Below are 25,100 nucleotides of genomic sequence, written 5' to 3' on the forward strand. Positions count from 1 at the left end.
CTTCCTCCTCAGTTACCGTTAACGATGCTGATAACGCTGTTGCGGGCCGGAGTGGTCAGGGTGACCATGACCTCATCCAGCGTGGCTTCCGGTACGCCATCCGGGTACTGCGCCGTTAACTGGCGGTAATGTTCCGGCGTCCAGATGTGGCCGTTAACGCTGAACTTCTCGCGCAGGGCTTTCGCGGCCTCCACATGGGTCAGCGGACGCTGCTCAATACGCGGCCCGCGCACGTCTGAAGCCTGACCGCGCTTCGGCATATAGGCCGGAAGCGTGGTGTCGTCGATATGTTTGTACGGGTCAAGTCGCCCGCCGAACGGCAGCGCCTTCGCCTTGCGTGCAGCAGCTGCATCGGTGGCGTTATCGGTGCCCGTGACCAGCTCTTCGATTTCTTTTGCAGCCGTCTGCGCCGGGGTCTCCGGCAGGGCTTTGTAGCTTTCGCCAAATACCGCCGCGCTTTCGGCAAAGCCGAACTCGTTCTTTCTGACCTCTTCGACCAGGAAGAACGTCTCGTGCCCGTCCTCACCGGTCAGTACCACCTGCGCCACATCGTTGCGCCACGGGTTACGGGTAATCATCAGTTTTTCGCCGACCAGTACGCCCGGTACCGTCGAAACGTCAAACTCATTGCCCCGGAACGAGACGCGCAGTTTTGACGTAACCTTGCGGAGTTCAGGTGCGGCCACCGCCAGTTCGCGGCAAACCTCAACGGATGGCGCTTTTTTCAGCTGGTCAGCAGTAATCTTCAGCCAGATATCCGTGCGGGTTTTACCGTGGCGGCTGTGGACCGCCGTGGCGTTAAAGTGGCTGCGCCATTTCACCGCCAGCGCGTTCAGTTCGTCCAGGCTATGAACCGGCTGGAATTTGAGACCTGGCTCCAGTTTGCGTTCGATAATGTCACGGGCCTTTTCCACCTGCCCGGTGGCGCGGGCGTTATGCGGCTTGTGCGCTATCAGATTGATGCCCAGCGAGCGGCACATGTTTTTCGTCATGCCAGCGGTGTTCGCCGAGCCGGGGTCGAGGTAGAGTATTTTGGGCACGCCGTGCAGCACGTCAGCGCCGCCGCGTTCCTGCATGGCGTTAATAAGAACAGAACAGAGGTTCTCACCGGACTCCGCGCCCATCACGTATTCAACGTAAATCCAGCCGCTGGTATGGTCGGTAATCTCATAACTCCACACGCGGTCACTGGCGATGCGGGCGATGTTGGCAGGCTTGTTCTTGTAGAACTTAGCGCTGTCCATCACCTGCAGCCCTTTATGACCGTTGCTCAGGTAGTAAAGCGTACAAAGTGAGGCATCAATCTCCCAGACGTGATTGGGATGCAGGCTGGCCATCTCGGATGACGGAGCCGGTGCGTCAAGCTGTTCCGGGTGCAAACCATAGTTCCGCAGGGCGCGGCTGATGGTGTCCTCAGACAGCGGGAAAAACTCGCCTGTGGCCTCGTCCGTTCTGCCAGCAGTGATAAAGCCGTTTGACCGCAGGGTCTCCACCGCATCCGCGATGGAATACAGGCGTTTACCGTTCTTACGGGTGGCCTCGCGCAGCGTGGCGGAGATCAGCGCGGCCTCGTCGCGGCTCAGGGCGCTGCGCCCGGCATCGGCGCGTTTTTTGCGTTTGTCAGTCACTGATACCTCCTTCAGCTTGCGCAGCAGGGTGGCGCGGGACATGCCCAGTTCAGCGCAGGCGGCGTCGTATATCGCACCGCGCTTACCATGCCCCGCGTCACGTGCCGCGCGGGCAACATAAACCAGTCGTTCAGTCAGGGCGGCACTCATCGGTTATGCCTCCTGCCCGTTAATCTGTGGCGTCGGTTCAGTCAGCCATGAAGGGGCGGCGTTACCTGTCGGCTCATCCGGCAGGTCAAATGTGGAGCGCAGGCTACGCGCGGTGCTTTCCAGCTGGCAGACCAGACCGGCCATAAAGTCTCTGGGGGTATCAATCATATTTTCAGCACAGTATGCGCACAGGGTCTCAAAGGCGCTGGACAGTCGAACGGCGATGGCAGATTCCGCCTCAACCGCTAATGCCGTCACTTCCGCGCGCAGTTTCTTCACCTCTTCGTCAGGCTTAGGGGGCTGGATACGGGATTTCTTCTCCAGTTTGGTGGAGAGAGAGTCGATTTTTTCGTTTTTGTCGGCGAGCACGCGCTGTTGTGCTGCGTTGGTTTCGCGGGCTTCGCGTAATGCAGCCCGGAGTTCGCGGCTGGTCATGCGATCGATATCATCTAGGGTTAAGCCTGCAATGGTGCCGCCTTCGGCTAACTCTGATAGCTCTTCGTCGTCCTCTGCTATTAATTCGAACAGTTTAGTTTTGCCCAAATGTGCCAGCGCTGGCACATTTGATTTCAGTGTGGGAGATAAATATTTAGTAGCAGCCTGCATCATTCTTACGGAAGTTCGGTATGGTAAGCCCAACTCATTTTCGAGGACGTTAATAAACTCCCCATGCGGCTCATTCTCTTTCAATATCACCAAACGCTTACCGGCTTCGAGCATAGACTCGGCACTTTGCGCCATATAAAAGCGAGCCTCATGAATAATCCGATCACGTTCATACGGCAGGCCATCACCGAACTGCTGCATGATTTCGAGGCGATGTTCAGTCATGGCATTAAGACTAATGTTGAGGCCATCACTTACCGGCGCATCTTCCATCAGTTCAACTGGTTGTGATTTTGTGCGTCCCATTTCAACTCCTTAGCGACTGCCAGCCATAACACGCTGGTTGATTTCATTAATACGATCCTGCGCCCGCGCCATCTCGGTGCTGTGCGCCATGGCGATTTGTAAGAGCTGGACTCCAGGGGCGAAGCGCCCGTTATCCAGTTTCAGGGCCAGTCCTTCTTCGATAAGGGTATTGAGCGCACGATTGATATTCGCCGGTGACTCGCCCAGAGCCGATGCCAGTTCACCGTTAGAAACACCGTTCAGGGCGTGGCCACGCAGTGCTTTAAGAACGCGCAGAATGCGGGAGCCAGAACTGGATACATTTGCCTTACTCATGTCACATTCCCCTTTTTGCGATATGTGATAATCTGTTACACGGACTAAAACGTTACGCCGCATTCGAATCTGGTTTCAGACCCAGCTTCACGGCAATTTCGTGTGATTTGCCGTAACGAGCTTTGGTGAAGCCGTTAAGAACACGGTAGACCTCATTGCGGCTGTAGCCGTTTTCTTCAGCCCAGCGGGTGAAAGTGACCCCGCGCTGGCGGAAGAGAGATTTGACTTGTTCTGCAGTCATCGTTGTCTCCTTTGTTCATGCAATGATGTTTGCCTTATGTGTGATAGATTATGGTGCAGATTTCCTCACCAGTCAACTTTAAGAGTGCAGAAATACTCACATGATCGGTTTACGTATTAAAGAAGAAAGAGAACGTCTATCCCTTACGCAGCAAGGGTTAGCTGACGCTATAGGTGTGGCGAAGAGAACTTTCATAGATTGGGAGAAAGATCGCACTTCCCCAACTGCAGTGCAGTTATCTGCACTATCAGAAATCGGCGTGGATGTTTTGTATGTAGTTACTGGGATGAGGAGCCAACCTGTTGTTGCACCTTACGAGTCACAAGAAAAGAAAGAGTTAATGGACGCGTTCGACGACATGAGTCCCGAGCAGCGGAGGGCTATTCTTGAGGTCGGCAAAGTCCTCACTCAGCCAAAGCCCAGCAAGTTTGCTAGTTGAGCACACTGGTAAAAAGGGGCTGAAAGTAAAGATAATGTGGTCGATTTTGCTACCTTTCGCAGGCTAAGTTACAAAAAGAATAAATAGGGTTAGAACGTTCTAACAGACAACATAAGGATATATATGCGTAAGATGTTTTTGGTCTTAGCTCTGTCATTGCTGGTCGGTTGTGATAGTGGATCAGATGGTGTATCGGATTCTCCTTCTACTCCGTCCGTAGAATTCAATGTAAAAACGGACGATTTGACTGTAAACAAGCTGTTGCCTGCTATCAAAAATCTACTGCCAGGGTTAAATCGGTACGCAGATCAGTTCGAAAATATTCACGTTGAGCAAAATCATTGGCTCACTATCGTGTTTCATGTTCCCGAAAATGCAAACATACCCGCAGATTATCTCTCTCAGGGGAATAATTGCTTCATCGAGATCAATAAAGAAGGTACAGCTATAAAAGTGCCTAAAAGAGCCTGTAAATCCGTTGCCCTAGATAGAGTTGTGCAGGATTTAGATAGCGACTATTGGTTCTATTTCAATGCCGACGAATTAACCTATGTGCCGTATGATTTTGCAAAGTTAAACGACAAACAACGTGTAGATATTGGTGTCGCATATCTAAAAAAAATGTGGGATATCGTGCAGATGGTTAAGCAAAAAACAGACTGGCAACCAGATGATTTTCCTAACTACGCCAGATTGTTCAGGCAACTGGAGAGTGAGGGTAAGCAGTTTGTAATGGAGGGGGATATGTTCCCAGCTTATGGCTCTTGCAGGATGGCGGGGGCTAACGCTCAGCAATGGTGGTCTACACAAATTAGCTCACTTAAAGATTTATCTTCAAATGACCCTCAACGAGCGGGTTCCGCTTTAAAACAAATTAAACGTCAATATGACTCATATCATGAAAGCGCTGTGAGTTGTGCAAAAGAAATCAGGCAAGCTCCACCAGTAGAGAAAAAAATGGAGGTGTTACCCCCTACGTCAGACAATAAACCTCCAAGAGCGGGCTGTCTGATGATATTTACACCTGATGACAAGACTAGCTGGAGCTGCCCGATAAACTGACATTAGCAAGGCTTTCTGCTTTGGGGATTGGCGCTGATGGTCAGTCTTATCTCTCCAATGAGTATTCCTTTCAGCTTATTTTCAGGGAGCATTCGTGGCGTTTTCTCCACCTGCTCAAGCGCGGCCTGCATCTCTCTTATTGCCTCTGCCAGATTGTCGGCATTGACGCTAAGTGTGTAGATTTTTGCTGCAGTTTCATGCTCATCGCAGGTTATTCCCATTAAGTATGAGTGTTTGGGTTTATTAGTTGCTGAACTCATGCGTTTCTCCTTTCAGAAATTGCATATCACAAGTTCCTGGCGCGGTGATGACTTACCCGACAGGCTGTAGTTGATGCAAACGGTCTGGATGTTGAGGCCTTTGAAAGCCTGCCTCATCTCTGGGATATCGTTCACCGATATAATCATTTTCCCTTTGATACTCCGCGCCAGTTCCGACATGTGGATATAGTTCCCTATTGGAAAATCCACCCCATAGCCCTCTGTTCCCCAGTACGGTGGATCACAGTAGAACAGCGTATGCGGGCGATCATAACGCTCTATGCATTGGTGCCAGTCCAGATGCTCTATCAGCGTTCTGGACAGGCGCAGGTGTGCCATCGACAGTTCTTCTTCGATGCGCAGGAGGTTAAAGCGCGGCGCACTTGTGGTGGAGGTTCCGAACGAGTGATCGGCCACCTTGCCGCCAAACGCCTGTTTCTGCAGGTAGTAGAACCGGGCCGCCCGCTGAATGTCGGTGAGCGTTTCTTCCGGCGTATCCTGCAACCATTTATAAATCTGACGGCTGACCAGCGCCCATTTGAACTGGCGAACAAATTCTTCCAGATGATGCTTGACCACCCGATAGAGGTTCACCAGCTCCCCGTTGATATCGTTAATGACTTCGGTCTTGCTGGGCGTCTTGAGAAAATAGAGCGCAGCTGCCCCGCAGAACGGCTCCACATAGCAGGTATGGGCCGGAAACAGCGGCAGAATATGTTTAGCCAGACGACGTTTGCCGCCAATCCATGGGACGATGGGTAAAGATTGTTCTTTCATTATCCGTAAGCTTTTTGCAATCAATGAAAATATGGCAGGCTAGTCAGGTCTCGCGAGACTGACTGAACCCTGGTCGGCTCACAGTGCATACCTGTGGGTTGATGACCAGCCTGGTGTTACAGCACCGGGCTGGTCGTTCTTTCAAAGCCATCATGCGGTTCACGTCCGCATCCTCACTATTAACGCTGTTTAAAATCCCTTTCCCCGACCATTTGTGATGCTGTCTCCACTACACAAGGAGACACCCATGAAAAACCTGAAAAAATTCATTCCCCCTGTTAAAAAGCCACGTCTCAGCGGCTGGCTGCTGACCTCAGTGCTGCTGCTCGGCACCATCGGTCTGGTATCGCCCCAGCAGCTGCCGGTGGTTGTCTACAAGCTGTCACTCATCACGCTGGCGGCAGTATTGGGCTACTGGCTTGACCGTTCGCTTTTCCCCAAAGCCAGGCCAGGTCAGTACCTGAAGCATGACGACAGGCTGATGGCCGACGGGCGTTACCCGGTACAGACAGGCCTTCACCTGGTCTTTTCCGCTGCGCTAATCCGCCGTGCGCTGATTGTTGCCGCAGTCTGTCTGGCCGTAGCGACGGGGCTTTAATGATGACCCTCTATATGTACTGGCCTCAGGTTGTCTGGGCCGTGCTGGTACTGCTGGGGCTGGGCATCGAACTGGCCCGCCACGGGCAGGTCCGCACGGGTAAGCACAGTTTCTGGTGGCAGCTCTTTGGTTCAGTAACGGTAGCCTGGCTGCTCTGGTGTGGCGGCTTCTTCAGTCAGGCCCGCGCAGCCCAGCCACCGCAAGCCGCGCTGCAGTATCGCGACGATGTGATCCGTAATGCCCGGCTTGAATGGGGAATGGCTGCGCCGGTGGCAGACTTCGCCGCGCAGCTGCATCAGGAGAGCGGCTGGCGACCTGATGCGGTCTCGCCGGTTGGCGCTCAGGGGCTGGCGCAGTTTATGCCCGCCACCGCCGACTGGATAAGCCAGCTGATGCCGGGGCTTAACAGCCGTGAGCCGTTCAATCCGGCATGGGCCATCCGGGCGCTGGTCAGCTATGACCGCTGGCTGTGGCAGCGCGTCAGCGCCGTCAACGGCTGCGAGCGTATGGCCATGACGCTGTCGGGCTATAACGGCGGTCTGGGCTGGGTACAGCGGGACAAGCGGCTGGCCTCGCAGCAGGGGCTGGACAGCACCCGCTGGTTTGGTCATGTCGCCACGGTGAATGCCGGACGCAGCGCTGCCAACTGGCGGGAGAACCGTCATTATCCGCAGCGCATCCTGCACGAACTGGCCCCCCGTTATCTGACATGGGGGGGCGGCAGCTGTGTGGACTAACCTGCTAAAAAATCTGCCGTGGCGCAGTCTGCTGCTGGCAGTGGTCATAAATGCTTTTCTGATTGGACTTTATTACCTGGGCTACAAAAGCGGGCATGAAAACGCCACGCGCGACGGCGATAAGGCGATCAGTGAGTTGCAGTCAGCATTCGACACGTACAAAACGGAGCAGGCAACGCTTGAGAACGCTGCGCTGCGGGCCTGGGCAAAACGGTATCAGGAGCAGGTTGCCGCCGGGCAGCAGGCTGAAGCCAGTTACCTTGAGCAGATTGCTCAACTGGAGAGCCAGAACAAACAACTACAGGGGCAAATTAACGATGTCACACAGCGCTGGATTGATGAAAAAGGTAAGAGCCATCCCATTGAGTGCGTGTTTACTCGCGGTTTCGTGCGCCAGTACAACGCCGCGCTCGGATATGTCAACGCATCCGTCGACACCGGTCATTCAGACTCAGTTTCCGCCGCTGGCACCGGCTCTGGGGCAGCGTCCGGGCGACCTGAAACCGCTGACGCCTGGCTACGCGACTCAGGCGTCTCCCAGCGTGACGTCCTCGCCAACATCATCGACAACGCGAAGCAGTGCCGCAGCTGGCGCAGCCAGATAAACGGGCTGCTGGACGAACGGGAAGGATTACAGAAATGACGTTGCAGGTTGAATTCTGGACGGTGGTGGGCTTTCTCATCACATTCATGAGCTTTGTCGGCGGTATGGCCAAGTGGCTGTTCAGTAAAGCGGAAGAGCGTCAGGCGGCGCGGTTCGCCTCCCTTGAGCAGTCGCTACAACAGTCCGCCTCCAACTGGGGCGAGCTGGAAAAAGAATTTATGCGGTTTAAGGCGGATTTACCGCTGAACTACGTCCGCCGCGAGGATTATATCCGGGGCCAGACGGTCATCGAAGCCAAGCTGGACGCGCTCTACAACAAACTGGAACTGGTACAGCAGTACCGCCATACAGGAGGTCGTAATGGTTGATATCGCCCGCGTGCGCCGGGAGTCCCTGCGCTGGAGTCTGCTGGTTGCTCTGAACAAAACCCGCCCGTACACCGCCAGCGAGACGCTGCTGCTGGACGTGTCCCGCGCCATCTACCCGGACACCACACCGCTGGAACTGCGCCGTGAGCTGGATTATCTGGCTGATCGCAAAATGGTTGATCTGGAGAAAAAACCCTCCGGCGACTGGTTTGCCGACCTGACCCGCCTCGGTGTCGATCTGGTTGAGTACACCGTGGAATGCGGCCCCGGCATCGCCCGCCCGGAAAAGTACTGGAGTGAATGATGGCCAGACGCAGCACGATAGAAAAGCTGCCGGAAGACGTGCGTCGCTGGCTTGAGCGGGCGCTGACTGAATCCGGCTTCAGCGGGTATAACGAGCTGGAGTCCCTGCTGCGTGAGCAGGGTTATGTCATCAGCAAATCGGCTATCCATCGCTATGGCCAGAAGATTGAGCGCCGCTATGGCGCTATCCGTGCAGCCACTGAAGCGGCCCGGATGCTGACCGAAGGTGCGGCTGACGATCAGGATGCACGTTCGGAGGCGGTGATCGCCCTGATTCAGACCGAGCTGTTCGAGAGCATCGTCCAGCTGCAGGAAGCGGAAGAAGGCGAAGTCGACCCCAAAGAGCGCGTGGCGCTGTTGTCGAAGGTGGCAAAGAACGTGGCCACGCTGTCCCGCGCTTCCGTCAACCTCAAGAAGTTCCAGTCTGAAGTCCGGGCCAGAGCGCAGCAGGCGGCCAGCAACGCCGAGAAAATTGCCCGTAAGGGTGGACTGTCAACCGATGCGGTACAGGCGCTGCGTCGTGAAATTCTGGGGATTGCCTCATGAGCCAGCTTGCTCCTGTTTTGCCTGACACCTCGGCGCTGGATATCCCCGCCGTTCTGATGCCCTACCAGCAGCGCTGGGTGGCTGACACGTCTCCGCTCAAGGTGATTGAGAAGAGCCGCCGTACCGGTATCACCTGGGCTGAGGCGTCCGATGACGTGCTGACCGCAGCCTCTTCAGCCCCTGCGGGTGGGATGAACGTGTATTACATCGCCTATAACCAGGACATGACCGTCGAATATATCCAGGCGTGTGCGATGTGGGCGCGGGCATTCAACTATGCCGCCAGTGAAATCGAAGAGGGTTTCTGGGAAGAGGACGAAGACGACAAGCATATCAAGACCTACACCATCAAATTCCCTGACTCCGGCTTCCGCGTTGTCGCGCTCTCCAGCCGTCCGTCTAACCTGCGTGGCCGTCAGGGCATCATCGTTATCGACGAAGCGGCGTTCCATGAGCAACTGGACGAACTGCTGAAGGCGGCGCTGGCGATGCTTATCTGGGGCGGTAAAGTGCGCGTTATCTCCACCCATGACGGTGACGATAACCCGTTCAATACGCTTATCGGTGATATCCGGGCCGGGCGTCAGGGGGGCAGCGTACATCGCATTACTTTTCAGGAGGCTGTGTCCCAAGGGCTGTTCCACCGCGTCTGCCTGCGTACCGGGAAAGAATGGTCGGAAGCATCCGAGCAGGCGTGGATGGCATCGGTGTACAAATTCTACGGTGCCGGTGCATCGGAGGAGCTTGACTGTGTTCCGGCCAACGGTGGCGGAGCCTGGCTGTCCCGCGCCCTGATTGAGTCCCGTATGTCGGCTGGCACGCCGGTGTTGCGTCTGACCTGCCCGGAGGGTTACGAGCTGAAGCCCGATGATGTCCGCTGGAGCGAGACGCAGGAGTGGCTTGATACACATCTGAAACCGTTGCTGGAGGCGCTCCCCGCTGACGCACGTTCTTTCCTGGGTCGCGACTTTGGCCGCAGCGGTGACCTGTCGGTGGACTATCCCCTGCTGCAGGAGAAGAACCTGGTTCGCCGCGTGCCGTTCGTGCTGGAGCTGCGCAACGTGCCGTTCAAACAGCAGGAGCAAATCGCCTGGTACCTGATGGACGGCCTGCCAAACCTGATAGGCGCGGCGCTTGATGCCCGTGGTAACGGCTCTTACCTCGCCGAATACGCCATGCAGCGCTACGGCTCCAGCCGGGTTAAGCAGGTGATGCCAACTGAAAACTGGTATCGCGAGCATATGCCGCCGGTCAAGGCTGCGCTGGAAGATGGCAACCTGGTGGATTTACCGAAGGATGAAGATACGCTGGATGACCTGCGGGCCGTTCAGGTGGTAAACGGCGTTCCCCGCGTGCCGGAACAGCGCTCAAAAGCGAAGTCTGACAGTGGCAAGCGTCACGGGGATTCAGCCATCGCACTGGCGCTGGCGTACTTCGCCAGTCGTGAAATTAACAAAGGGCCGGTGAAGGCAAGCTCACGCCGTCGTCGTCAGGCGGCCCGTATGCTGGAGGATTACTGATGGCCCGTGGACTCTGGGTTTCACCCAGTGAGTTCGTCAAATTTGCCGAACCTAATAAAACACTGACGGAGCAGATCGCCTCGCGCAGCCGTTCCATCGACTTCTTCGGGCTGGGGATGTACCTGCCTAACCCTGACCCCATTCTGAAATCTCAGGGCCGGGATATCCGCATCTATCGCGAGCTGCGTACCGACCCGCTGGTCGGTGGCTGCATCCGCAGGCGTAAGGCGGCGGTCAAATCGCTGGAGCGCGGTCTTGAACGTGGTCATGCCCCGGCGCGGGTATTCAGCTTCATCCGGGATATGCTCGACGATCTGGATCTGTCCCGCATCATCGGCGAGATGACCGACGCCGTTCTCTACGGGTATCAGCCCTGTGAGATCATGTGGGGACGCTCTGTTAAATCCTGGGCCATTGCCGATATCGTAGGTAAACCCCCTGAGTGGTTCCAGTTCGACAACGACAACCTGCTGCGCTTTCGCGCCAAGGACGCCGGGCTGGAAGGCGAGCCGGTACCGCTGAACAAGTTTGTGGTACCGCGTCAGGACGCGACCTACGATAACCCGTATGGCTTCCCTGACCTGTCGATGTGCTTCTGGCCCGTGACCTTCAAAAAAGGCGGCATGAAGTTCTGGGTGCGCTTTGCCGAGAAATATGGCTCACCGTGGGTTATCGGCAAGCATCCGCGCGGTACCGCTCAGGGTGAGATTGACCTGCTGCTGGATTCCATGGAGGCAATGGTGGAAGACGCGGTGGCCGCTATCCCCGACGATTCCTCCATTGAAATTAAGGAGGCCGCAGGCAAGGCCGACAGCAGCGATATTTATCAGAACCTGATCACGCTTGCCCGCAGTGAAATCTCCATCGCCCTGCTGGGGCAGAACCAGACCACCGAGGCCAACAGTAACCGCGCCTCCGCGCAGGCCGGACTGGAAGTCACCGATGATATCCGTGACGCTGACGCTGATATCGTGGAAAGCGCGGTGAATCAGGCCATCAGGATGGCGGTATCAATGAACTTTGGCGATGTGGCCAGCCCCGTCTGGAAGATGTGGGAACAGGGAACGGTCGACGATACCCAGGCAACCCGCGACGAGAAACTCAGCCGTGCCGGTGTGGTCTTCACCCCGCAATACTTCAAGCGTGAGTACCAGCTGCAGGACGGTGATATTGACGAGACACCACCGTCAGAACGCCAGAAGAACATGCTGCCGCTGTCATTTGCCGAGGCGATTGATGCCGATATTCAGGCACAGCAGGCCCTGGACGACGCGCTGGATATTCTGATGAACGGAGGCGCGTTAAATGGCACGCTGGAACCCGTACTGGCTCCTCTGTTTAAGCGGGTTGAAGATGGCGTCAATCCGTCTGAGCTGCTGGGCGAACTGGCCGAGCTGTACCCGCAGATGAACGCTGAAGACCTGCAGGAACGGCTGGCACGGATTATGTTTGTTGCAACTGTCTGGGGGCGTCTGCATGAGCGTGACAACGGCTGAACTGGCGTACTGCATGACGCTGCCCCCCAAACGGGCTATCAGTTACCTGAAGTCCAAAGGGTATAGCTTCACGTGGGACTGGGAGGAGATGTGGCAGGATGCCCATGCCCGCGCCTTTACCGTCGCCAAAGTGACCCGCCTTGATATCCTGGAAGATATTCGCGGGGCACTGCAGCAGGCTGTCGATGAAGGAAAAACAGGCCGCTGGTTCCGGCAGGAGCTGGAGCCGGAGCTGCAGCGCAAGGGATGGTGGGGGCCACGTGATACCACCGACCCGGTAACGGGCGAGCCGGTCACCATCCAGCAGGGCAGCCCGTGGCGGCTCGACACCATCTTTCGCACCAATATGTCCGTACTCTACAGCGCCGGTCGCTGGGCCGAGCAGATGGAGAACGTCGACGACAGGCCGTACTGGATGTATACCGGCATCAACGACAGCCATACCCGCAAGAGCCATCTGGCGCTGCATGGTCTGGTGCTGCGCTATGATGACCCGTTCTGGCAGGCGTTCTACCCGCCGAACGGCTGGCGCTGCCGTTGTGGCGTGATTGCCCTGAGCGCGGCGGATGTGCGTGCCCGTGGCCTGAAGGTGTCAGGTTCTGGCTCAGCCATGGGATGGGAGCTGAAGCTGGTCTCAGAGAAAACAGGCGAGATGCAGAATGTCGCTACCTTCAATACCGGCACCACGAAGGTGGCCACCGACGTCGGCTGGTCTTATGCGCCGGGGGCTGCATACCGTCCCGACCTTGCCCGCTATCAGGGTACGCTTCAACCGCTGGCACAGCAGGAACTGAGAGGATAACGATGGCTTCCGATAACCTGGTCAATGTCACCATTAACGATGAATCCCTGCGCCGGAGCCTCCGTGCGCTGGATCTGGCTGCCACAGACCTGGAACCCGCGATGCGCAAAATCGCCGGAACCCTGCTGGCGGAAACGCAGTTTAACTTTCTCGATGAGGGGCGTCCGGGGTGGACTCCCTCGCTGGCAGCGCAGGAGCGCGACGGGCAAACACTGCAGGATACCGGGCGTCTGATGGGGTCAGTATCAACCGATCATGATGACCGGCAGGCTGCTGTCGGCACTAACGTTGTTTACGGCGCTATTCACCAGTGTGGGGGTAAAACGGGGCGTAATGAGTCCGTCGAACTTCCGGCCCGTCCTTTCCTGCCGCTGACGGGGGACGGTGAACTGCAGCCTGAAGTGGTTGTCCCCATCCTCGATACGATTGTCCGCCATCTTGAAGCAGCGGCCCGTCGCTGAGTTTTGTCTCTACAGGCGGGTGATTTATCATTGCCAGCCGCTGAGGGGCTGTATTACCTTTATAAAGGCTTTACAGCCCCCGCTTTGCACCACTATTCGCCTGCAGCGTGACATTCCCCGTACTGATACCCCCGATTTTTTCTAAAGCAGATTAAAAGCGCCGCTGACGCTTTTTCCACAGACTGTCCCCGACAACGTAACGCGGGACAGCAAAATGCCAGCCATTCACATTTTTAAAGCCGGTACTCATACCGATATGCACGGCACGAAACTGCCGTTCACGCAAAGCGATCTTGCCGCCTGCGTGAAAGCCTATGACCCGTCCGTCCATGAAGCACCACTCGTTATTGGCCACCCAAAAACGGAAGACCCGGCGTGGGGCTGGGTGAAGTCCCTGTCGCTTAACGGCGGCGATCTGCTGGCAGAGCCTGACCAGCTCGACCCGCAGTTTGCCGAACTGGTGGGCAACGGACGCTTCAAGAAGGTCTCCGCCTCGTTCTATCTCCCTGACTCACCGAACAACCCGAAGCCCGGCACGCTTTACCTGCGTCATGTCGGCTTTCTGGGGGCGCAGCCACCTTCCATTAAGGGGCTGAAGCAGGTTTCGTTTGGTGAGAAAGAAGAAGGCGTCGTGGAGTTTGCCGACTGGAGTGATATCACCAATGCCTCTTTATGGGGCCGTCTGCGCGATTTTCTGATTGCTCAGTTCGGGCTGGACGAGACCGATAAGGTGCTTCCTTCATGGCAGGTGGACTCCCTGCGTGAAGAGGCTTACCGCGACACCGGGAAGTCTGAACCGGACTTCAGTGAGCACAATCCCAACCCTCAACAAGAGAACAGCACCATGACTGAAGAAGAAATCAAAGCGCTTCAGGCGGAAAACACACGTCTGAAAGCGGAAGCCACCCAGCGGGCAGAACAGGAAGCGAAGAGCAAGCAGGACAAACTGCACGCGGAGAACGTCTCCTTTGCCGAGAAGCTGGTTGGCGATGGCCGCCTGGCCCCCAAAGCGAAGTCGGTAGTCGTGGCCATCCTGGACGCGGTTTCTGCAGGTGACAAGCCGGTTGAGTTTGCTGAAGGCGATACCCGCACCCCGCTGGCCACGGCGTTTAAGACGCTGCTGGACAGCACTGATCCGGTACTGAATTTCAGTGAGCACGCGACCAAAGACCGCGTGAACACGGATATCAAAACGACGTCAGCGGAGTTTGCTGAAGCCGACCCGGAACGTCTGGCGCTGCATCAGAAAGCGCTGGAACTGTCGAAAAAAGAAGGCATCAGCTACGACGCTGCTGTCTCCCGCTGCCTGTAATTAAGGAGAGAACATGTCTGACTATTTAAAGGGTAAGCGCGTCGTTGACCCGGTGCTGACCAGCATCGCACGCGGTTATAAAAATGCCGAGTTCATCGGCGAACGCATCTTCCCCATTGTCCTTACCGATAAGGAAGGTGTGACCGTGCCGACCTTCGGTAAATCCGCTTTTGTGGAGTACGACACCGAGCGTGCCGTGGGGGCTGACAGTAACGTTCTGGTGCGCGAGAAAACCGGCAAGCTGGACCTGGTTCTCAACGAGCACGATCTGGCTGCGCCGGTGGACTATCGCGAGCAGGCGGAGTCGATGTTCAACGAAGAGGCCAAAGCCATTCGCCGTGTGACGAGCGGCGTCAACCTGAAGCGCGAACTGTATGCGGCCCGTCTGGCCCAGGACAAAAACGTCTATCGCGCGGCTAACGTCAAAGCGCTGGCTGCGGCTGACCGCTGGGGCGGTGGCAAGGGTGACCCGATTGGCATCATTGAAGGCGGGATCGAAGCGGTGCGTAACGCCACCGGCCTGCGTCCGAACCTGATGACCATGGGGGCCAGCGTGATGTCGCTGCTGAAGTTCCACCCGGCGATTCAGGCCGCGATTGGTGCCAACGAGCGCAAGCGTATCACCATCGAAATTCTGAAAGACCTTTTCCAACTGGAAGATGTGGCGATCGGCGAGCCGGTCTCCATGGCCTCCATGAAAGACGCGCAGAACAAGGACAAAGTCCCGACCGATATCTGGGGTGACAACCTGATGCTGCATTACGTTGGCAAACCGCAACCAGGCACCGACAGCGCCGACGAAAACGAGCCGTCATTCGGTTACACCCTGCGCCGTAAAGGGATGCCGGTGGCGGATAAATACGACGGTGTCGGCGGCAAAGTGAAGTACTGCCGTTATACCGATATCTACAAAGTCGCCGTGGTCGGTGGCGATGCCGGGTATCTCGTCACCAACATCGTGAAATAAGGAGACGGTCATGGGTACAACTCAACAGGTCATTCTGACCACCACCGTGACGGCCAGCGCGGCGCTGACGCAACAGCGCTTTGTCGGTGCCGATAATGGCCCCTGTCAGGCCGGTGCCGTGGCGCTCGGTGTGGCAGAGGTGGATGCTGCTGCCGGTGATGTAACGCCGGTCAACGTACTGGGTATTGTTGCCGTCGAGGCTGGTGCTGCGATTGCTAAAGGGCAGAACGTCCAGTCGGATGAGAATGCCTGCGCCGTTCCCCAGACAGCCGCATCGGGCGAGACCCCGGCGGGCATTTCTGCCGGGATTGCGCTGGATGAGGCGCTGGCCGAAGGTGACGTTATCCGTATCCTGCGCGGGGTGTGATATGTACTGCACCCTCGCGGATTTGCTTGAACAGGTTCCTGAGCGGACGCTAATCCAGCTCACCAATGAGGAGCTGGACTTCGACTCGCCCGCGACGGTGAAAACTGAGGTGGTGGACAGCTGTATTCGCTATGCCGATGAACTGATTGATGCCCATCTGCGCGGACGCTATACCCTGCCGCTGGCGGAGATACCGACCGTTCTGCGGGACATTGCCATCACGCTGGTGCGTTACCGGCTCTACACCCGCCGCCCGGAAGGGGCTGTCCCGGATACCGTGAAGGATGACCACAAAGAGGCCCGGCGACAGCTGGAGGGGTTGCGTGACAACAAGCTGACGCTGGGGCTGCAGTCCACTCAAAAAGACGTGCCTGAGTCCGGTGAAATCCGGGCGCGGGCACGTCGCCCCACCTTTGGCGGGCGCGATGGCTTACTGGAGAAATACTGATGAACGTTCTGCCCGTCCTCGATGCAGTACTGACCCGGTTACGGGAGAAGCTGCCGCAGCTGCAGGTGGAGTACTTCCCGGAGAAACCGGCTGAGTATCGCCTGAATCATCCGGTTGGGGCGCTGCTGGTGAGCTATGCCGGGTCGCGCTTCGATAAGCCGAATGATATCGGTGCGGTGCTCCAGACTCAGACTATCCAGCTCTGCGTCACGGTAGTTTTCCGCCAGCTCAACGGTAAAAGAGGCGCGATTGACGTTCTGGATGCAGTCCGTCGCATCCTCGGTGGCTACACCCCGCCGAACTGCCGCCGTCGCATCTGGCTGACCCGCGAGGTGTTTATCGGTGAGGTCAAGGGGCTGTGGCAGTACGCCCTCGACTTTGCCACTGAAAGCGTCTTTATCGAAGACAGCGATTTACCGTCCGGCCCGCTGTTAACCGAAGTGAACTATGAGGAAAGCGAGTGATGAAAGAATACCGCTATTCCGGCCCGGCCAGCGGCGTCACGCTGTCGGACGGAACCGAAATCCTGCTCTGGCCGGGGAAGAATGTTTCCCTGCCGGAGGAGCATGACTATGTGAAGGTACTGGTGGCGCTGAAGCATCTGACACCGGTATCTGAAGAGACTAAACCCGCCAGCACACCGGTTGTGCAGTCACCAAAGCGCAGGAACGCCGGCGACAACGATGTGAAAACGGAGGACTCCCATGGCAGCTAACTATCTGCATGGCGTCGAAACCATTGAGGTGGAAAACGGTGCCCGCCCGGTAAAAACGGTGAAGTCTGCCGTCATTGGCCTGATTGGTACCGCCCCGATGGGGGACGTCAATACGCTGGTGCAGTGCCTGTCTGAGAAAGATGCAGCGGCGTTTGGCAGCCAGCTCACCGGTTTTACCATTCCGCAGGCGCTGGATGCGATCTACGACCATGGGGCAGGCACCGTTCTGGTCATTAACGTGCTTGATCCGGCTGTGCATAAAACCGCTGTGGCCGATGAAGATGTAACGTTCGACAAGGCGACGGGCAAAGCGAAGCTGGCTAATCCGGTGGTCGCGCAGCTGGTACTGAAACCGGACAGCGATGGCCAGCCTTATGTGGAAGGTCAGGACTACTCACTTGATGCACAGACCGGGGTGATTACCAACCTCGGTAAGAGCATCGCGGCAGATGCAACGGTGAAGGCCAGCTATAACTATGCTGATCCCACTAAAGTCACCCCGGCTGATATCATCGGTGCCGTTAATGCGGCGGGCAACCGTACCGGCATGAAGCTGCTTAACGACAGCTTCAACCTGTTTGGCTACTTCGCAAAAATCCTGATTGCCCCGGTCTTCTGCACCCAGAACAGCGTCTCGGTTGAGCTTATCGCCATGGCTGAGAAGCTGGGCGCGGTGACCTACATCGACGCGCCGATTGGTACCACTTTTGCTCAGGCTCTGGCGGGGCGTGGCTCGGAAGGCACCATTAACTTCAACACCAGCTCCGACCGCGTCCGTCTGTGCTACCCGCACGTCAAGGTGTACGACGCGGCCACCAACAGCGAACGGCTGGAGCCGCTGAGCCAGCGTGCTGCAGGTTTGCGTGCAAAGGTCGACCTGGACAAGGGCTACTGGTGGTCGTCCTCCAACCAGGAGATTCTGGGTATCACCGGCGTGGAGCGCCAGCTGTCAGCAATGATTGACGACCCGCAGAGTGAGGTGAACCTGCTCAACGAACAGGGCATCACCACGGTCTTCAGCAGCTACGGCAGCGGCCTGCGTCTGTGGGGCAACCGTATGGCGGCATGGCCAACGGTCACCCATATGCGCAACTTTGAGAACGTTCGCCGCACCGGTGATGTGATCAACGAGTCCCTGCGTTATTTCAGCCAGCAGTACATCGACATGCCGATCACCCAGGCGCTGATTGATGCGCTGACAGAGTCGGTCAACGCCTACGGTCGCAAGCTGATTGGCGACGGTGCGCTGCTGGGCTTCAGCTGCTGGTTTGATCCGGCCCGCAACGAAGAGACGGAGCTGGCCGCCGGTCACCTGTTGCTGAGCTACAAATACACGCCGCCACCGCCGCTGGAGCGACTGACGTTTGAGACCGAGATCACCTCGGAATATCTGTTAACCCTGAAGGGGAATAGCTGATGGCAAAGATTGAGATCAACCGCATCACGAATTCCAACATCTACCTGGATGGCGCTAACCTGCTGGGCCGGGCCGAGGAGGTCAAACTGCCTGACGTCTCCATGACCATGCAGGAGCATAAGGCGCTTGGGATGGTGGGCAAGGTGGAACTCCCGGCAGGCTTCGACAAGCTGGAGGGTGAGATCAAGTGGAACAGCTTTTACCGCGATGCGATGCTGTCTGCCGCGAACCCGTATAAGTCGCTGGCGCTGCAGTGCCGTTCCAGCGTCCAGCGTTACAGTTCGCAGGGGCTGATTGACGAAATTCCGCTGGTCACATTCCTGACAATCATGTTCAAGAAGAACCCGCTGGGGACGTTCAAACAGCACGAGAACGCTGAGTTCTCCAGTAGCTTCACCTGCACATACATCAAGCAGGTACTGGATGGTGAAGAGCTGCTGGAGCTGGACTATCTGGCCAACATCTTCCGCGTCGGCGGCGTTGACCAGTTGACCGACTACCGCATCAATATCGGGGGCTGACGGTGACCGTCGAGATTGAAGATAAAGGCGGGAACTGTGGTTCGATTGGCATGGGAAATGGTACGTGGTTTACCATCCTTGATATTCCGGGGGTGGAAAACCTTTTTAATACCCAGAAAACCAATTACCCGATTGACTGCACACGCTCTAAAGCACGAAAGCTCGCTGACCTGATTGAGGCATGGGAGCCACCTGACCACTGGTTCACCGGCATCGGCAAATCTGAAGGAAAGGCGCTTCTTATCGCCTTCCTGCGTAACTGCAAAGGCTTTCGCACTCACTGATATCACAGGGGCTTCGGCCCCTTTCTTCTTAATCCCCTTTAATATCCGTCACGTCCACCTCCAGACATACTGCTCTGAACTTACACAGGAGCACGATCATGTCACAGACCCAATCCGATACTTTTAAGCTGTCTTACCCCTTCACCACCGCAGCAGGCACCAGAGTTGAGCAGGTTGAACTGAAACGCCTGACGGTCAAAGACCTGAAGCAGGTGCGCAAAATCAGTAAAGACCCGGCTGACTGGGACGAACCGCTGATTGCCCGTAGCACCGGTATTCTCCCGGAAGACCTCGATAACATGGATCTTGCTGACTACATGGAGCTGCAGAAACGATTTCAGCAAGTCACTGGGCTGGGTAAGAGCGACGAAAACGCTGATGCAGGCGCAGGGGCTGCTGGCGAGGTGGTTTAGATTTCAGCCGGGGGAGATTGATGCCCTCGATACTGACGATCTGGAGATGTGGCTGGAGCAGGCTGAAGAGCAAATCAAAAGCGAGTTCGGCGACAATAAGTAACACCTCATCACTTAACAGCCGCCACACGCGGCTGTTCTGCATGCCTCTCAGACACTTTCCTTCCGTTTTTCCGCTTTCAGAGGATAACCACCGTGGCCAGTGAATTTTCAGTCGGCGTCATTATTGGCGGCATTGTCGGGAGCAGCTTCCGCTCAGCCGTCAGTGGCACCCGACGCGCCCTTGATTCCCTGGGTGATACATCCCGACGCCTGCAGGAGCGCCAGAACGCCTTAACCCGTGCAACTGAACGTTATGGCCAGTTAGGCTCTTCCCGGATGCAGCGCCTCAACAGTGAGCTGCTGCGGGTAAGCCGCACAATGGAGCAAATTGAACGCCAGCAGCGCCGTCTGTCAGCAGTATCAGCCACCAGTGACGCGCTGAAAGCTAACCGCATGGCGCTCTATGGCCAGGGGGCAGAGACTTATGGTATCGCCCGAACGCTGGGCGCACCGGTCATGGCCTCTGTCAAACAATATTCATCGTTTGAATCCCAGCTACGCGATATCAGTGTCACCGGTGATCTGGATTCAAGGCAGGAACAGGCCATCGGTACTGCCATTCGTCGGGCATCCCTGCAGGTCAATCAGCTCCAGGAATCTCTGTTGGGCGGCGTGGGTCAACTGGTTGCCGATGGCATGAATCCGCAGCAGGCAGCGACCTTTGCCGGGATGCTCGGTAAAGCGGCCACGGCCACCAAAGCGGATATGACTGACCTCGCAAAAATGACCTACGCCTTTAGCGATGCGCTGAAAATTACCGATGCCAAAGAGCTGGAGCAGGCGTTTGGGATTGCGGCAACCGGGGCCAAGCTAGGCTCGTTTGAGCTGAAGGATATGGCGAAAGCGTTACCCGGTATGGCCAAAGCCTTCGCTGCACGTGGTATTTACGGCAAAGACGCTATAACCCAGATCGTCGCCAGTCTGGAAGTGGGTAAAGGCAGCGGCTCAGCGGAAGAGGCCGTCACCAATATGTCAAACTGGCTGGCGGCAATGGGACGCGGAGATACCACGCAGAAATACGCTAAGGCTGGCGTGGATTACCAGGGATCAATGCAAAATTATGTAGCCCAGGGGTTCTCTCAATATGAAGCCTCCCTGATGATTGCCAACCGGTTTATCGACGGTAAAGGCAAGGCATTTGTGCAGCAATGGAAGGCGGCAGGCTCAAGAGGCGATCAGGAAGGCCAGCAGAAGCTGATGGAGTCCTTCGGACTGGCGGAAGTCTTTACCGATATCCAGACCGTGAACCATCTGCTGTCTATGCGTCAGGGCTGGGATAAGTACCAATCTAACAAGCAGGAAATGAACACTCCCTCTGCAATGTCTACGCTGGACAAGGATGCAGCGAAACAAAATGATACGCTCGAAGGACGTTGGCGCAGAACGCAGATTGGGTTTAACGACTCGGCCATTAGCATCGGAGAATCATTACGTCCGGCGTTGATCCAGCTGGGGGAAACATTCATCCCCTTAATGAACAGCGTTGGAAAATGGATAGCGGCTAATCCGCAACTCGTGAGCGGCACAATTCAAGTGATTGGCGCATTACTTGCGTTCAAGATGGCAACCATCGGCCTCAAGCTCGGGCTGAATCTCCTTATTTCACCTTTCGTCAACGTCTGGAAAAATGCCGTGCTCCTGCGGGCCAACTGGCTTCGCCTGACACTCGCACTGGGTGAAGGCGGCAAACTTCGCTGGCTGGTGACCGGCTTCAGCGCCGTCGCCAGAGGAGCCAGAACTCTGGGGGGGGCGCTGTCAGGCGGGCTGGTTCGCGGCATTATGATCGCCGGGCGTGCCGTTCTCTGGATTGGGCGGGCACTGCTGATGAATCCCATTGGTCTTGCTATCACCGCCGTCGCGGCGGCGGCTTATCTTATTTACCGCAACTGGGGCGCAGTCAGTAGCTGGTTTAAACAGCGCTGGGCTGACATTAAAGAGGCTTTTAACGGCGGTATCGTGGGGATTGGTAAGCTGCTGATTAACTGGTCGCCGGTTGGTCTGCTCTATAAAGCCTTTGCGGCTGCGCTGAAATATCTCGGCGTTGATCTTCCCGCGAAGTTCACTGACTTCGGTGGCCATCTTATCGACGGGCTGATAAACGGCATCAAAAACAAATGGGAGTCGCTCAAAACCACCGTCACAGATATGGGCGACAGTGTCGGCGGCTGGTTCAAGGAAAAGCTGGGCATCCATTCGCCGAGCCGCGTGTTTATGGGCTTTGGTGACAACATCGCGCAGGGTGCTGCTATCGGCCTGCAGCGTACCACACCATTGGCCGCACTCGCGGGGCAACGTCTTGCCACCGAAATGACCCCGGACGTTCCCCGCATCCCGTCGCCGGAAATCATGGCTGCGGGATATTCAGGCCGTGGCGCAACTGCAGCCGGAGGCGGTACATCTGGCGGTATTCAGGTCAGCTTTAACCCTCAGTTTTTCCTCAATGGCAAAGAAATCGCAGCGCCTGCCGGACTGACCGGCGCACTGAATATGAGCCTGCATGAACTGGAGAAAATGCTGGAACGTCTGCTGGCTCAGAAACAACGTCGGGGATACGAATAATGTTTGCGGTACTGGGTGATATTGAGTTTGAACTGATTACCTACTGGGACGGCTTTGAGGCCACTTTCGGTGTCGATTATGCCGAACATGCCCGCATCGAGGGTAAGCCCGGCCTGCAGTTCGTCGGCGATAAGCTGGACGAAATCCAGATAAGCCTGGTCTTCCATCAGCATTATTGTGTGCCTGACGTGGAGCTGGCGCGTCTTCGAACGGCCATGAAAGCCCATCAGGCGCTGGCGCTGGTTTTCGGCAACGGTGACTATCGAGGCTGGTTCGTGATTACCGACGTGACCGCGACCAGCGAGCAGACCGACAGCACCGGCAACGTGCTGGCCGTTAATGCCACCGCGTCTCTCCGGGAGTACATTGGCGACCCGAAAAACCCGCTGCAGCCGCCTGCAATAAGCACTCAGGTACCCGGCGTCGGGGCAGTCTCCGGTGCCGTTCCTTCACCTTCTGGGGTAGCGCAGTACGTCCGTGACGGCGTGAACTACGCCAAACAGGCGCAGTCTGTTCTCCAGACTACTATCAGTGCCGTTCGGGTGGCGCAGAAAATGAAGGATAACCCCGCCGTTGCACTGACCCGTGTACCGGGGCTGATGAGCGGGCTGGGCAATGTATCCGGGGCGTTAGGCCAGAGCGTTCCGGCGTTTAATGCTCTCTCTGAATCCATGCCTGATGCCATCAGTCTGGCCAGAGCCACCAGTGATGCGGCAACGTATGTACAACAGGCACAGTCTTCGCTGAGCGGAGTGGACGGCAGCAATATCGCAGCGGCGCTGGATGCCGTTTCCGGGCAGCTTAACTCCGCCAGCACCACGTTCACCCGGATGTCGCCAGGGTTAAGCACCATGGCAGCTAAAATTCTGGCGAGGAGTGTGTGATGTTTCTTGAACATGTCACCCGTGACGGAGAGCGCTGGGATTCTCTGGCATGGCAGTACTACGGCGACCCACTGGGCTATCCCCGGATAATTGCCGCCAATCCGCACGTGGCCATTACGCCGGTGCTGCCCTCCGGGTTGTTGTTACTGATCCCGGTGATCGAGGCTGAAGAAGTCAGTACAGAAGAGGATATTGCCCCATGGCTGAGATAAACAGCACTGCACAGGCCGCATCAGCGTTAACCGGCGTCAGCGATGTTCTGAGTCCGGTGTTCACGCTGTGGTATCTGCAGAAGAACATCACCACCGATATCGCCCCCTATGTCACCCGCGTGACCTACAGCGATAACATCAAAAGCGAGTCCGATACCATTGAGGTGGAGCTGGACGACACCGATGGCCGCTGGCTGGATAAGTGGTATCCGGGCAAGGGGGACACGCTGACGCTGAAAATGGGTTATCAGGGCGAGAAGCTGCTGTCCTGCGGTACGTTCTCTATAGACGAGATCGAGGTGAGTTCGCCCGCGTCCGTTGTCGCTATCCGGGGTGTGGCCACGTCGGTCAACAACGCCCTGCGGACTAAATCCAGTCGTGGTTTCGAGAGCACCACGCTGGCGGCCATCGCAGGGCGGATTGCCAAAAAGCATCAGCTGAAGATGGTTGGCAGTATTGAGTCCATCAAAATTGACCGGGTGACCCAGTACGCTGAAACGGACGTGGGCTTCCTGCGTCGGCTGGCCAGCGAGTATGGTTATGCCGTAAAAGTGGTCAGCGACCAGCTGATTTTCTCTCATCTGGCCACACTGCGCGGTCAGGAGCCGGTAAAACAGTTGAAGCCACAGGATGTGGCCAGCTTTTCCCTGCGTGACACCATCAACCGCGTCTACAAATCCGCAAAGGTAAAACACCAGAAGAGCAGCGATAAAAAGCTGATCGTCTACGAAGCTGATGGCGGTACCAGCGAAAGCGACAAACAAACCAAAGGCGGTAAGGTCACCAGTGCCGACTCACTGAAGGTCAACAGCCGCGTCAGCGACCCGGACAGCGCCCGGATTAAAGCGGATTCGGCGCTGGCCAAGCATAATGAATACCAGCAGAACGGCTCCCTGACGCTGATGGGGACGCCTCAACTGACTGCAGGCAACAAAATTGAACTGGTGGGTTTTGGACAGTTATCCGGGCCATGGCTGATAACCACTGCCCGCCATGCGTTTGACCGCAACAGCGGCTATATCACCGAACTGGAGGTGGCGCGAGGGCCGGTCACGCAGGGCAAGGCGAAGAAAGGTAAAAAGACCGGCAAGAGTCAGACACTGACCGTCTATAAACCGGACGGCAGCACATCTACGGTAACAAAGGAGAAGAAATAATGGCAGGTGTCACCCGTCAGGTCGGTACGGTCAGCGCCGTCGATGCCGACAAGGTTCAGGCCCGCGTTCGTCTGCCTGAGTGCGATAACCTGCGCACTAACTGGCTTAACGTACTCCAGCGCAACACCCAGGATAACAAGGATTACTGGCTCCCTGACGTGGGGGAGCAGGTTGAGGTGCTGCTCGATGCCAACGGCGAGGATGGTGTCATTCTGGGCGCGGTGTACTCAGACGTCGATAAGCCACCGTTCAGCGACAAAAACGTCCGGGGCACGAAATACGCGGATGGCGCAGAGTTCAGCTATAACCGCGCGACCCATACGCTGACGGTCAAAGGTGGTATCGAGCGCGTAGTAATCGAGGTTGCGGTAGGTATCAGCCTGAAGGGGAAAACCATTGATTTGACCGCTGACACCACCACGGTGAACGGCAACCTTGAAATCAACGGCAATGCCCACTCCACAGGTAGCATGCTGTCTGACGGCCAGAACTCTAATCACCATTCCCACTGACCTTCTTAAAC

At 56.7% G+C, this 25,100-nt stretch carries 34 protein-coding genes; 28 read left to right on the forward strand and 6 right to left on the reverse strand.

The window, feature by feature from the left end:
* Positions 1-8 precede the first annotated feature (8 nt).
* From HV157_RS00145 to HV157_RS00160, 4 genes are read right to left on the reverse strand one after another with little or no spacing between them, the layout of a single operon-like run.
* Positions 9-1,778: a DDE-type integrase/transposase/recombinase gene (locus tag HV157_RS00145; protein ID WP_182378377.1), complete on the reverse strand. Its 1,770-nt coding sequence runs from the start codon at positions 1,776-1,778 to the stop codon at positions 9-11.
* A 3-nt stretch (positions 1,779-1,781) separates the two neighbouring features.
* Complete coding sequence (locus HV157_RS00150; RefSeq protein WP_032438823.1) at positions 1,782-2,690, reverse strand: DUF3102 domain-containing protein; 909 nt, start codon at positions 2,688-2,690, stop codon at positions 1,782-1,784.
* 9 nt (positions 2,691-2,699) lie between these two features.
* On the reverse strand, positions 2,700-3,005 hold the full coding sequence (locus HV157_RS00155) for a helix-turn-helix domain-containing protein (protein ID WP_020803508.1): 306 nt from the start codon (positions 3,003-3,005) through the stop codon (positions 2,700-2,702).
* Between the two features lie 52 nt (positions 3,006-3,057).
* Entirely contained in the window at positions 3,058-3,246 is a 189-nt protein-coding gene (locus tag HV157_RS00160) for a DNA-binding protein (protein ID WP_032438825.1), read from the reverse strand.
* 100 nt (positions 3,247-3,346) lie between these two features.
* On the opposite strand from HV157_RS00160, the gene HV157_RS00165 reads away from it, so the two are divergent.
* Together HV157_RS00165 and HV157_RS00170 are read left to right on the forward strand one after the other, a co-directional pair.
* Positions 3,347-3,685, forward strand: a complete 339-nt coding sequence (locus HV157_RS00165; RefSeq protein WP_032438826.1) for a helix-turn-helix transcriptional regulator — start codon at positions 3,347-3,349, stop codon at positions 3,683-3,685.
* Between the two features lie 123 nt (positions 3,686-3,808).
* The gene (locus HV157_RS00170) at positions 3,809-4,747 is read left to right on the forward strand and encodes a hypothetical protein (RefSeq protein ID WP_032438828.1); all 939 of its coding nucleotides are present in this window, start codon (positions 3,809-3,811) and stop codon (positions 4,745-4,747) included.
* A gap of 2 nt (positions 4,748-4,749) precedes the next feature.
* On the opposite strand, the gene HV157_RS00175 is transcribed toward HV157_RS00170, so the two are convergent.
* A complete protein-coding gene (locus HV157_RS00175) occupies positions 4,750-5,007 on the reverse strand; it encodes a hypothetical protein (protein WP_032438830.1) in 258 nt (85 codons plus the stop codon).
* A gap of 12 nt (positions 5,008-5,019) precedes the next feature.
* Positions 5,020-5,784 carry a DNA adenine methylase gene (locus HV157_RS00180; RefSeq protein ID WP_032438832.1) on the reverse strand — a complete coding sequence of 255 codons (765 nt, stop codon included), beginning with the start codon at positions 5,782-5,784 and terminating at the stop codon, positions 5,020-5,022.
* A 247-nt stretch (positions 5,785-6,031) separates the two neighbouring features.
* On the opposite strand from HV157_RS00180, the gene HV157_RS00185 reads away from it, so the two are divergent.
* From HV157_RS00185 to HV157_RS00310, 26 genes are all read left to right on the forward strand, one after another.
* Positions 6,032-6,382, forward strand: coding sequence for a putative holin (locus tag HV157_RS00185; RefSeq protein ID WP_182378379.1), 351 nt, complete (start codon positions 6,032-6,034; stop codon positions 6,380-6,382).
* A gap of 14 nt (positions 6,383-6,396) precedes the next feature.
* Positions 6,397-7,119, forward strand: a complete 723-nt coding sequence (locus HV157_RS00190) for a transglycosylase SLT domain-containing protein (protein WP_072186041.1) — start codon at positions 6,397-6,399, stop codon at positions 7,117-7,119.
* The gene (locus HV157_RS00195; RefSeq protein WP_054622932.1) at positions 7,109-7,762 is read left to right on the forward strand and encodes a hypothetical protein; all 654 of its coding nucleotides are present in this window, start codon (positions 7,109-7,111) and stop codon (positions 7,760-7,762) included. The genes HV157_RS00190 and HV157_RS00195 overlap by 11 nt, the downstream gene beginning before the upstream one ends.
* Positions 7,759-8,091, forward strand: a complete 333-nt coding sequence (locus HV157_RS00200) for a hypothetical protein (RefSeq protein ID WP_058676526.1) — start codon at positions 7,759-7,761, stop codon at positions 8,089-8,091. The genes HV157_RS00195 and HV157_RS00200 overlap by 4 nt, the downstream gene beginning before the upstream one ends.
* Positions 8,084-8,395 carry a hypothetical protein gene (locus tag HV157_RS00205; protein ID WP_006122433.1) on the forward strand — a complete coding sequence of 104 codons (312 nt, stop codon included), beginning with the start codon at positions 8,084-8,086 and terminating at the stop codon, positions 8,393-8,395. The genes HV157_RS00200 and HV157_RS00205 overlap by 8 nt, the downstream gene beginning before the upstream one ends.
* A complete protein-coding gene (locus HV157_RS00210; protein ID WP_000124057.1) occupies positions 8,395-8,940 on the forward strand; it encodes a DUF3486 family protein in 546 nt (181 codons plus the stop codon). Before HV157_RS00205 ends, HV157_RS00210 begins: the two co-directional genes overlap by 1 nt.
* The gene (locus tag HV157_RS00215) at positions 8,937-10,460 is read left to right on the forward strand and encodes a hypothetical protein (RefSeq protein ID WP_059329515.1); all 1,524 of its coding nucleotides are present in this window, start codon (positions 8,937-8,939) and stop codon (positions 10,458-10,460) included. Before HV157_RS00210 ends, HV157_RS00215 begins: the two co-directional genes overlap by 4 nt.
* Positions 10,460-11,956, forward strand: coding sequence for a DUF935 domain-containing protein (locus tag HV157_RS00220; protein WP_006687283.1), 1,497 nt, complete (start codon positions 10,460-10,462; stop codon positions 11,954-11,956). Before HV157_RS00215 ends, HV157_RS00220 begins: the two co-directional genes overlap by 1 nt.
* Positions 11,937-12,758, forward strand: a complete 822-nt coding sequence (locus HV157_RS00225) for a phage minor head protein (RefSeq protein ID WP_032438840.1) — start codon at positions 11,937-11,939, stop codon at positions 12,756-12,758. Before HV157_RS00220 ends, HV157_RS00225 begins: the two co-directional genes overlap by 20 nt.
* Positions 12,759-12,760: 2 nt before the next feature.
* Positions 12,761-13,219 (forward strand): phage virion morphogenesis protein, encoded by a 459-nt coding sequence (locus tag HV157_RS00230; RefSeq protein ID WP_032438841.1) that lies wholly within the window; start codon positions 12,761-12,763, stop codon positions 13,217-13,219.
* A gap of 214 nt (positions 13,220-13,433) precedes the next feature.
* Positions 13,434-14,531 carry a hypothetical protein gene (locus tag HV157_RS00235; RefSeq protein ID WP_032438842.1) on the forward strand — a complete coding sequence of 366 codons (1,098 nt, stop codon included), beginning with the start codon at positions 13,434-13,436 and terminating at the stop codon, positions 14,529-14,531.
* Positions 14,532-14,544: 13 nt separating this feature from the next.
* On the forward strand, positions 14,545-15,498 hold the full coding sequence (locus tag HV157_RS00240; protein ID WP_155033402.1) for a hypothetical protein: 954 nt from the start codon (positions 14,545-14,547) through the stop codon (positions 15,496-15,498).
* Between the two features lie 10 nt (positions 15,499-15,508).
* Complete coding sequence (locus HV157_RS00245) at positions 15,509-15,865, forward strand: DUF2190 family protein (RefSeq protein ID WP_000537462.1); 357 nt, start codon at positions 15,509-15,511, stop codon at positions 15,863-15,865.
* 1 nt (position 15,866) lies between these two features.
* Entirely contained in the window at positions 15,867-16,313 is a 447-nt protein-coding gene (locus HV157_RS00250; RefSeq protein WP_000271666.1) for a DUF1320 domain-containing protein, read from the forward strand.
* Complete coding sequence (locus HV157_RS00255) at positions 16,313-16,777, forward strand: Gp37 family protein (RefSeq protein WP_001101809.1); 465 nt, start codon at positions 16,313-16,315, stop codon at positions 16,775-16,777. Before HV157_RS00250 ends, HV157_RS00255 begins: the two co-directional genes overlap by 1 nt.
* Complete coding sequence (locus HV157_RS00260; protein ID WP_000666495.1) at positions 16,777-17,028, forward strand: hypothetical protein; 252 nt, start codon at positions 16,777-16,779, stop codon at positions 17,026-17,028. Before HV157_RS00255 ends, HV157_RS00260 begins: the two co-directional genes overlap by 1 nt.
* Positions 17,018-18,445 (forward strand): phage tail sheath subtilisin-like domain-containing protein, encoded by a 1,428-nt coding sequence (locus HV157_RS00265; protein ID WP_182378380.1) that lies wholly within the window; start codon positions 17,018-17,020, stop codon positions 18,443-18,445. The genes HV157_RS00260 and HV157_RS00265 overlap by 11 nt, the downstream gene beginning before the upstream one ends.
* Positions 18,442-18,966, forward strand: coding sequence for a phage major tail tube protein (locus HV157_RS00270; RefSeq protein WP_175072529.1), 525 nt, complete (start codon positions 18,442-18,444; stop codon positions 18,964-18,966). Before HV157_RS00265 ends, HV157_RS00270 begins: the two co-directional genes overlap by 4 nt.
* Positions 18,967-18,968: 2 nt before the next feature.
* On the forward strand, positions 18,969-19,250 hold the full coding sequence (locus HV157_RS00275; protein ID WP_175072517.1) for a hypothetical protein: 282 nt from the start codon (positions 18,969-18,971) through the stop codon (positions 19,248-19,250).
* 98 nt (positions 19,251-19,348) lie between these two features.
* Positions 19,349-19,663: a phage tail assembly protein gene (locus HV157_RS00280; protein WP_000084225.1), complete on the forward strand. Its 315-nt coding sequence runs from the start codon at positions 19,349-19,351 to the stop codon at positions 19,661-19,663.
* On the forward strand, positions 19,629-19,766 hold the full coding sequence (locus HV157_RS00285) for a GpE family phage tail protein (RefSeq protein ID WP_182268333.1): 138 nt from the start codon (positions 19,629-19,631) through the stop codon (positions 19,764-19,766). The genes HV157_RS00280 and HV157_RS00285 overlap by 35 nt, the downstream gene beginning before the upstream one ends.
* Positions 19,767-19,858: 92 nt before the next feature.
* A complete protein-coding gene (locus tag HV157_RS00290; protein ID WP_175072607.1) occupies positions 19,859-22,324 on the forward strand; it encodes a phage tail tape measure protein in 2,466 nt (821 codons plus the stop codon).
* Entirely contained in the window at positions 22,324-23,208 is an 885-nt protein-coding gene (locus HV157_RS00295) for a phage tail protein (protein WP_175072606.1), read from the forward strand. Before HV157_RS00290 ends, HV157_RS00295 begins: the two co-directional genes overlap by 1 nt.
* Positions 23,208-23,420 carry a tail protein X gene (locus HV157_RS00300; RefSeq protein ID WP_172943175.1) on the forward strand — a complete coding sequence of 71 codons (213 nt, stop codon included), beginning with the start codon at positions 23,208-23,210 and terminating at the stop codon, positions 23,418-23,420. Before HV157_RS00295 ends, HV157_RS00300 begins: the two co-directional genes overlap by 1 nt.
* Positions 23,408-24,577: a contractile injection system protein, VgrG/Pvc8 family gene (locus HV157_RS00305; protein ID WP_175072605.1), complete on the forward strand. Its 1,170-nt coding sequence runs from the start codon at positions 23,408-23,410 to the stop codon at positions 24,575-24,577. The genes HV157_RS00300 and HV157_RS00305 overlap by 13 nt, the downstream gene beginning before the upstream one ends.
* Entirely contained in the window at positions 24,577-25,089 is a 513-nt protein-coding gene (locus HV157_RS00310) for a phage baseplate assembly protein V (RefSeq protein ID WP_000929399.1), read from the forward strand. Before HV157_RS00305 ends, HV157_RS00310 begins: the two co-directional genes overlap by 1 nt.
* Positions 25,090-25,100: the final 11 nt, after the last annotated feature.

Origin of the sequence: Enterobacter sp. RHBSTW-00318 (assembly GCF_014101375.1) — a bacterium.
GTDB classification, from domain to species: domain Bacteria; phylum Pseudomonadota; class Gammaproteobacteria; order Enterobacterales; family Enterobacteriaceae; genus Enterobacter; species Enterobacter ludwigii.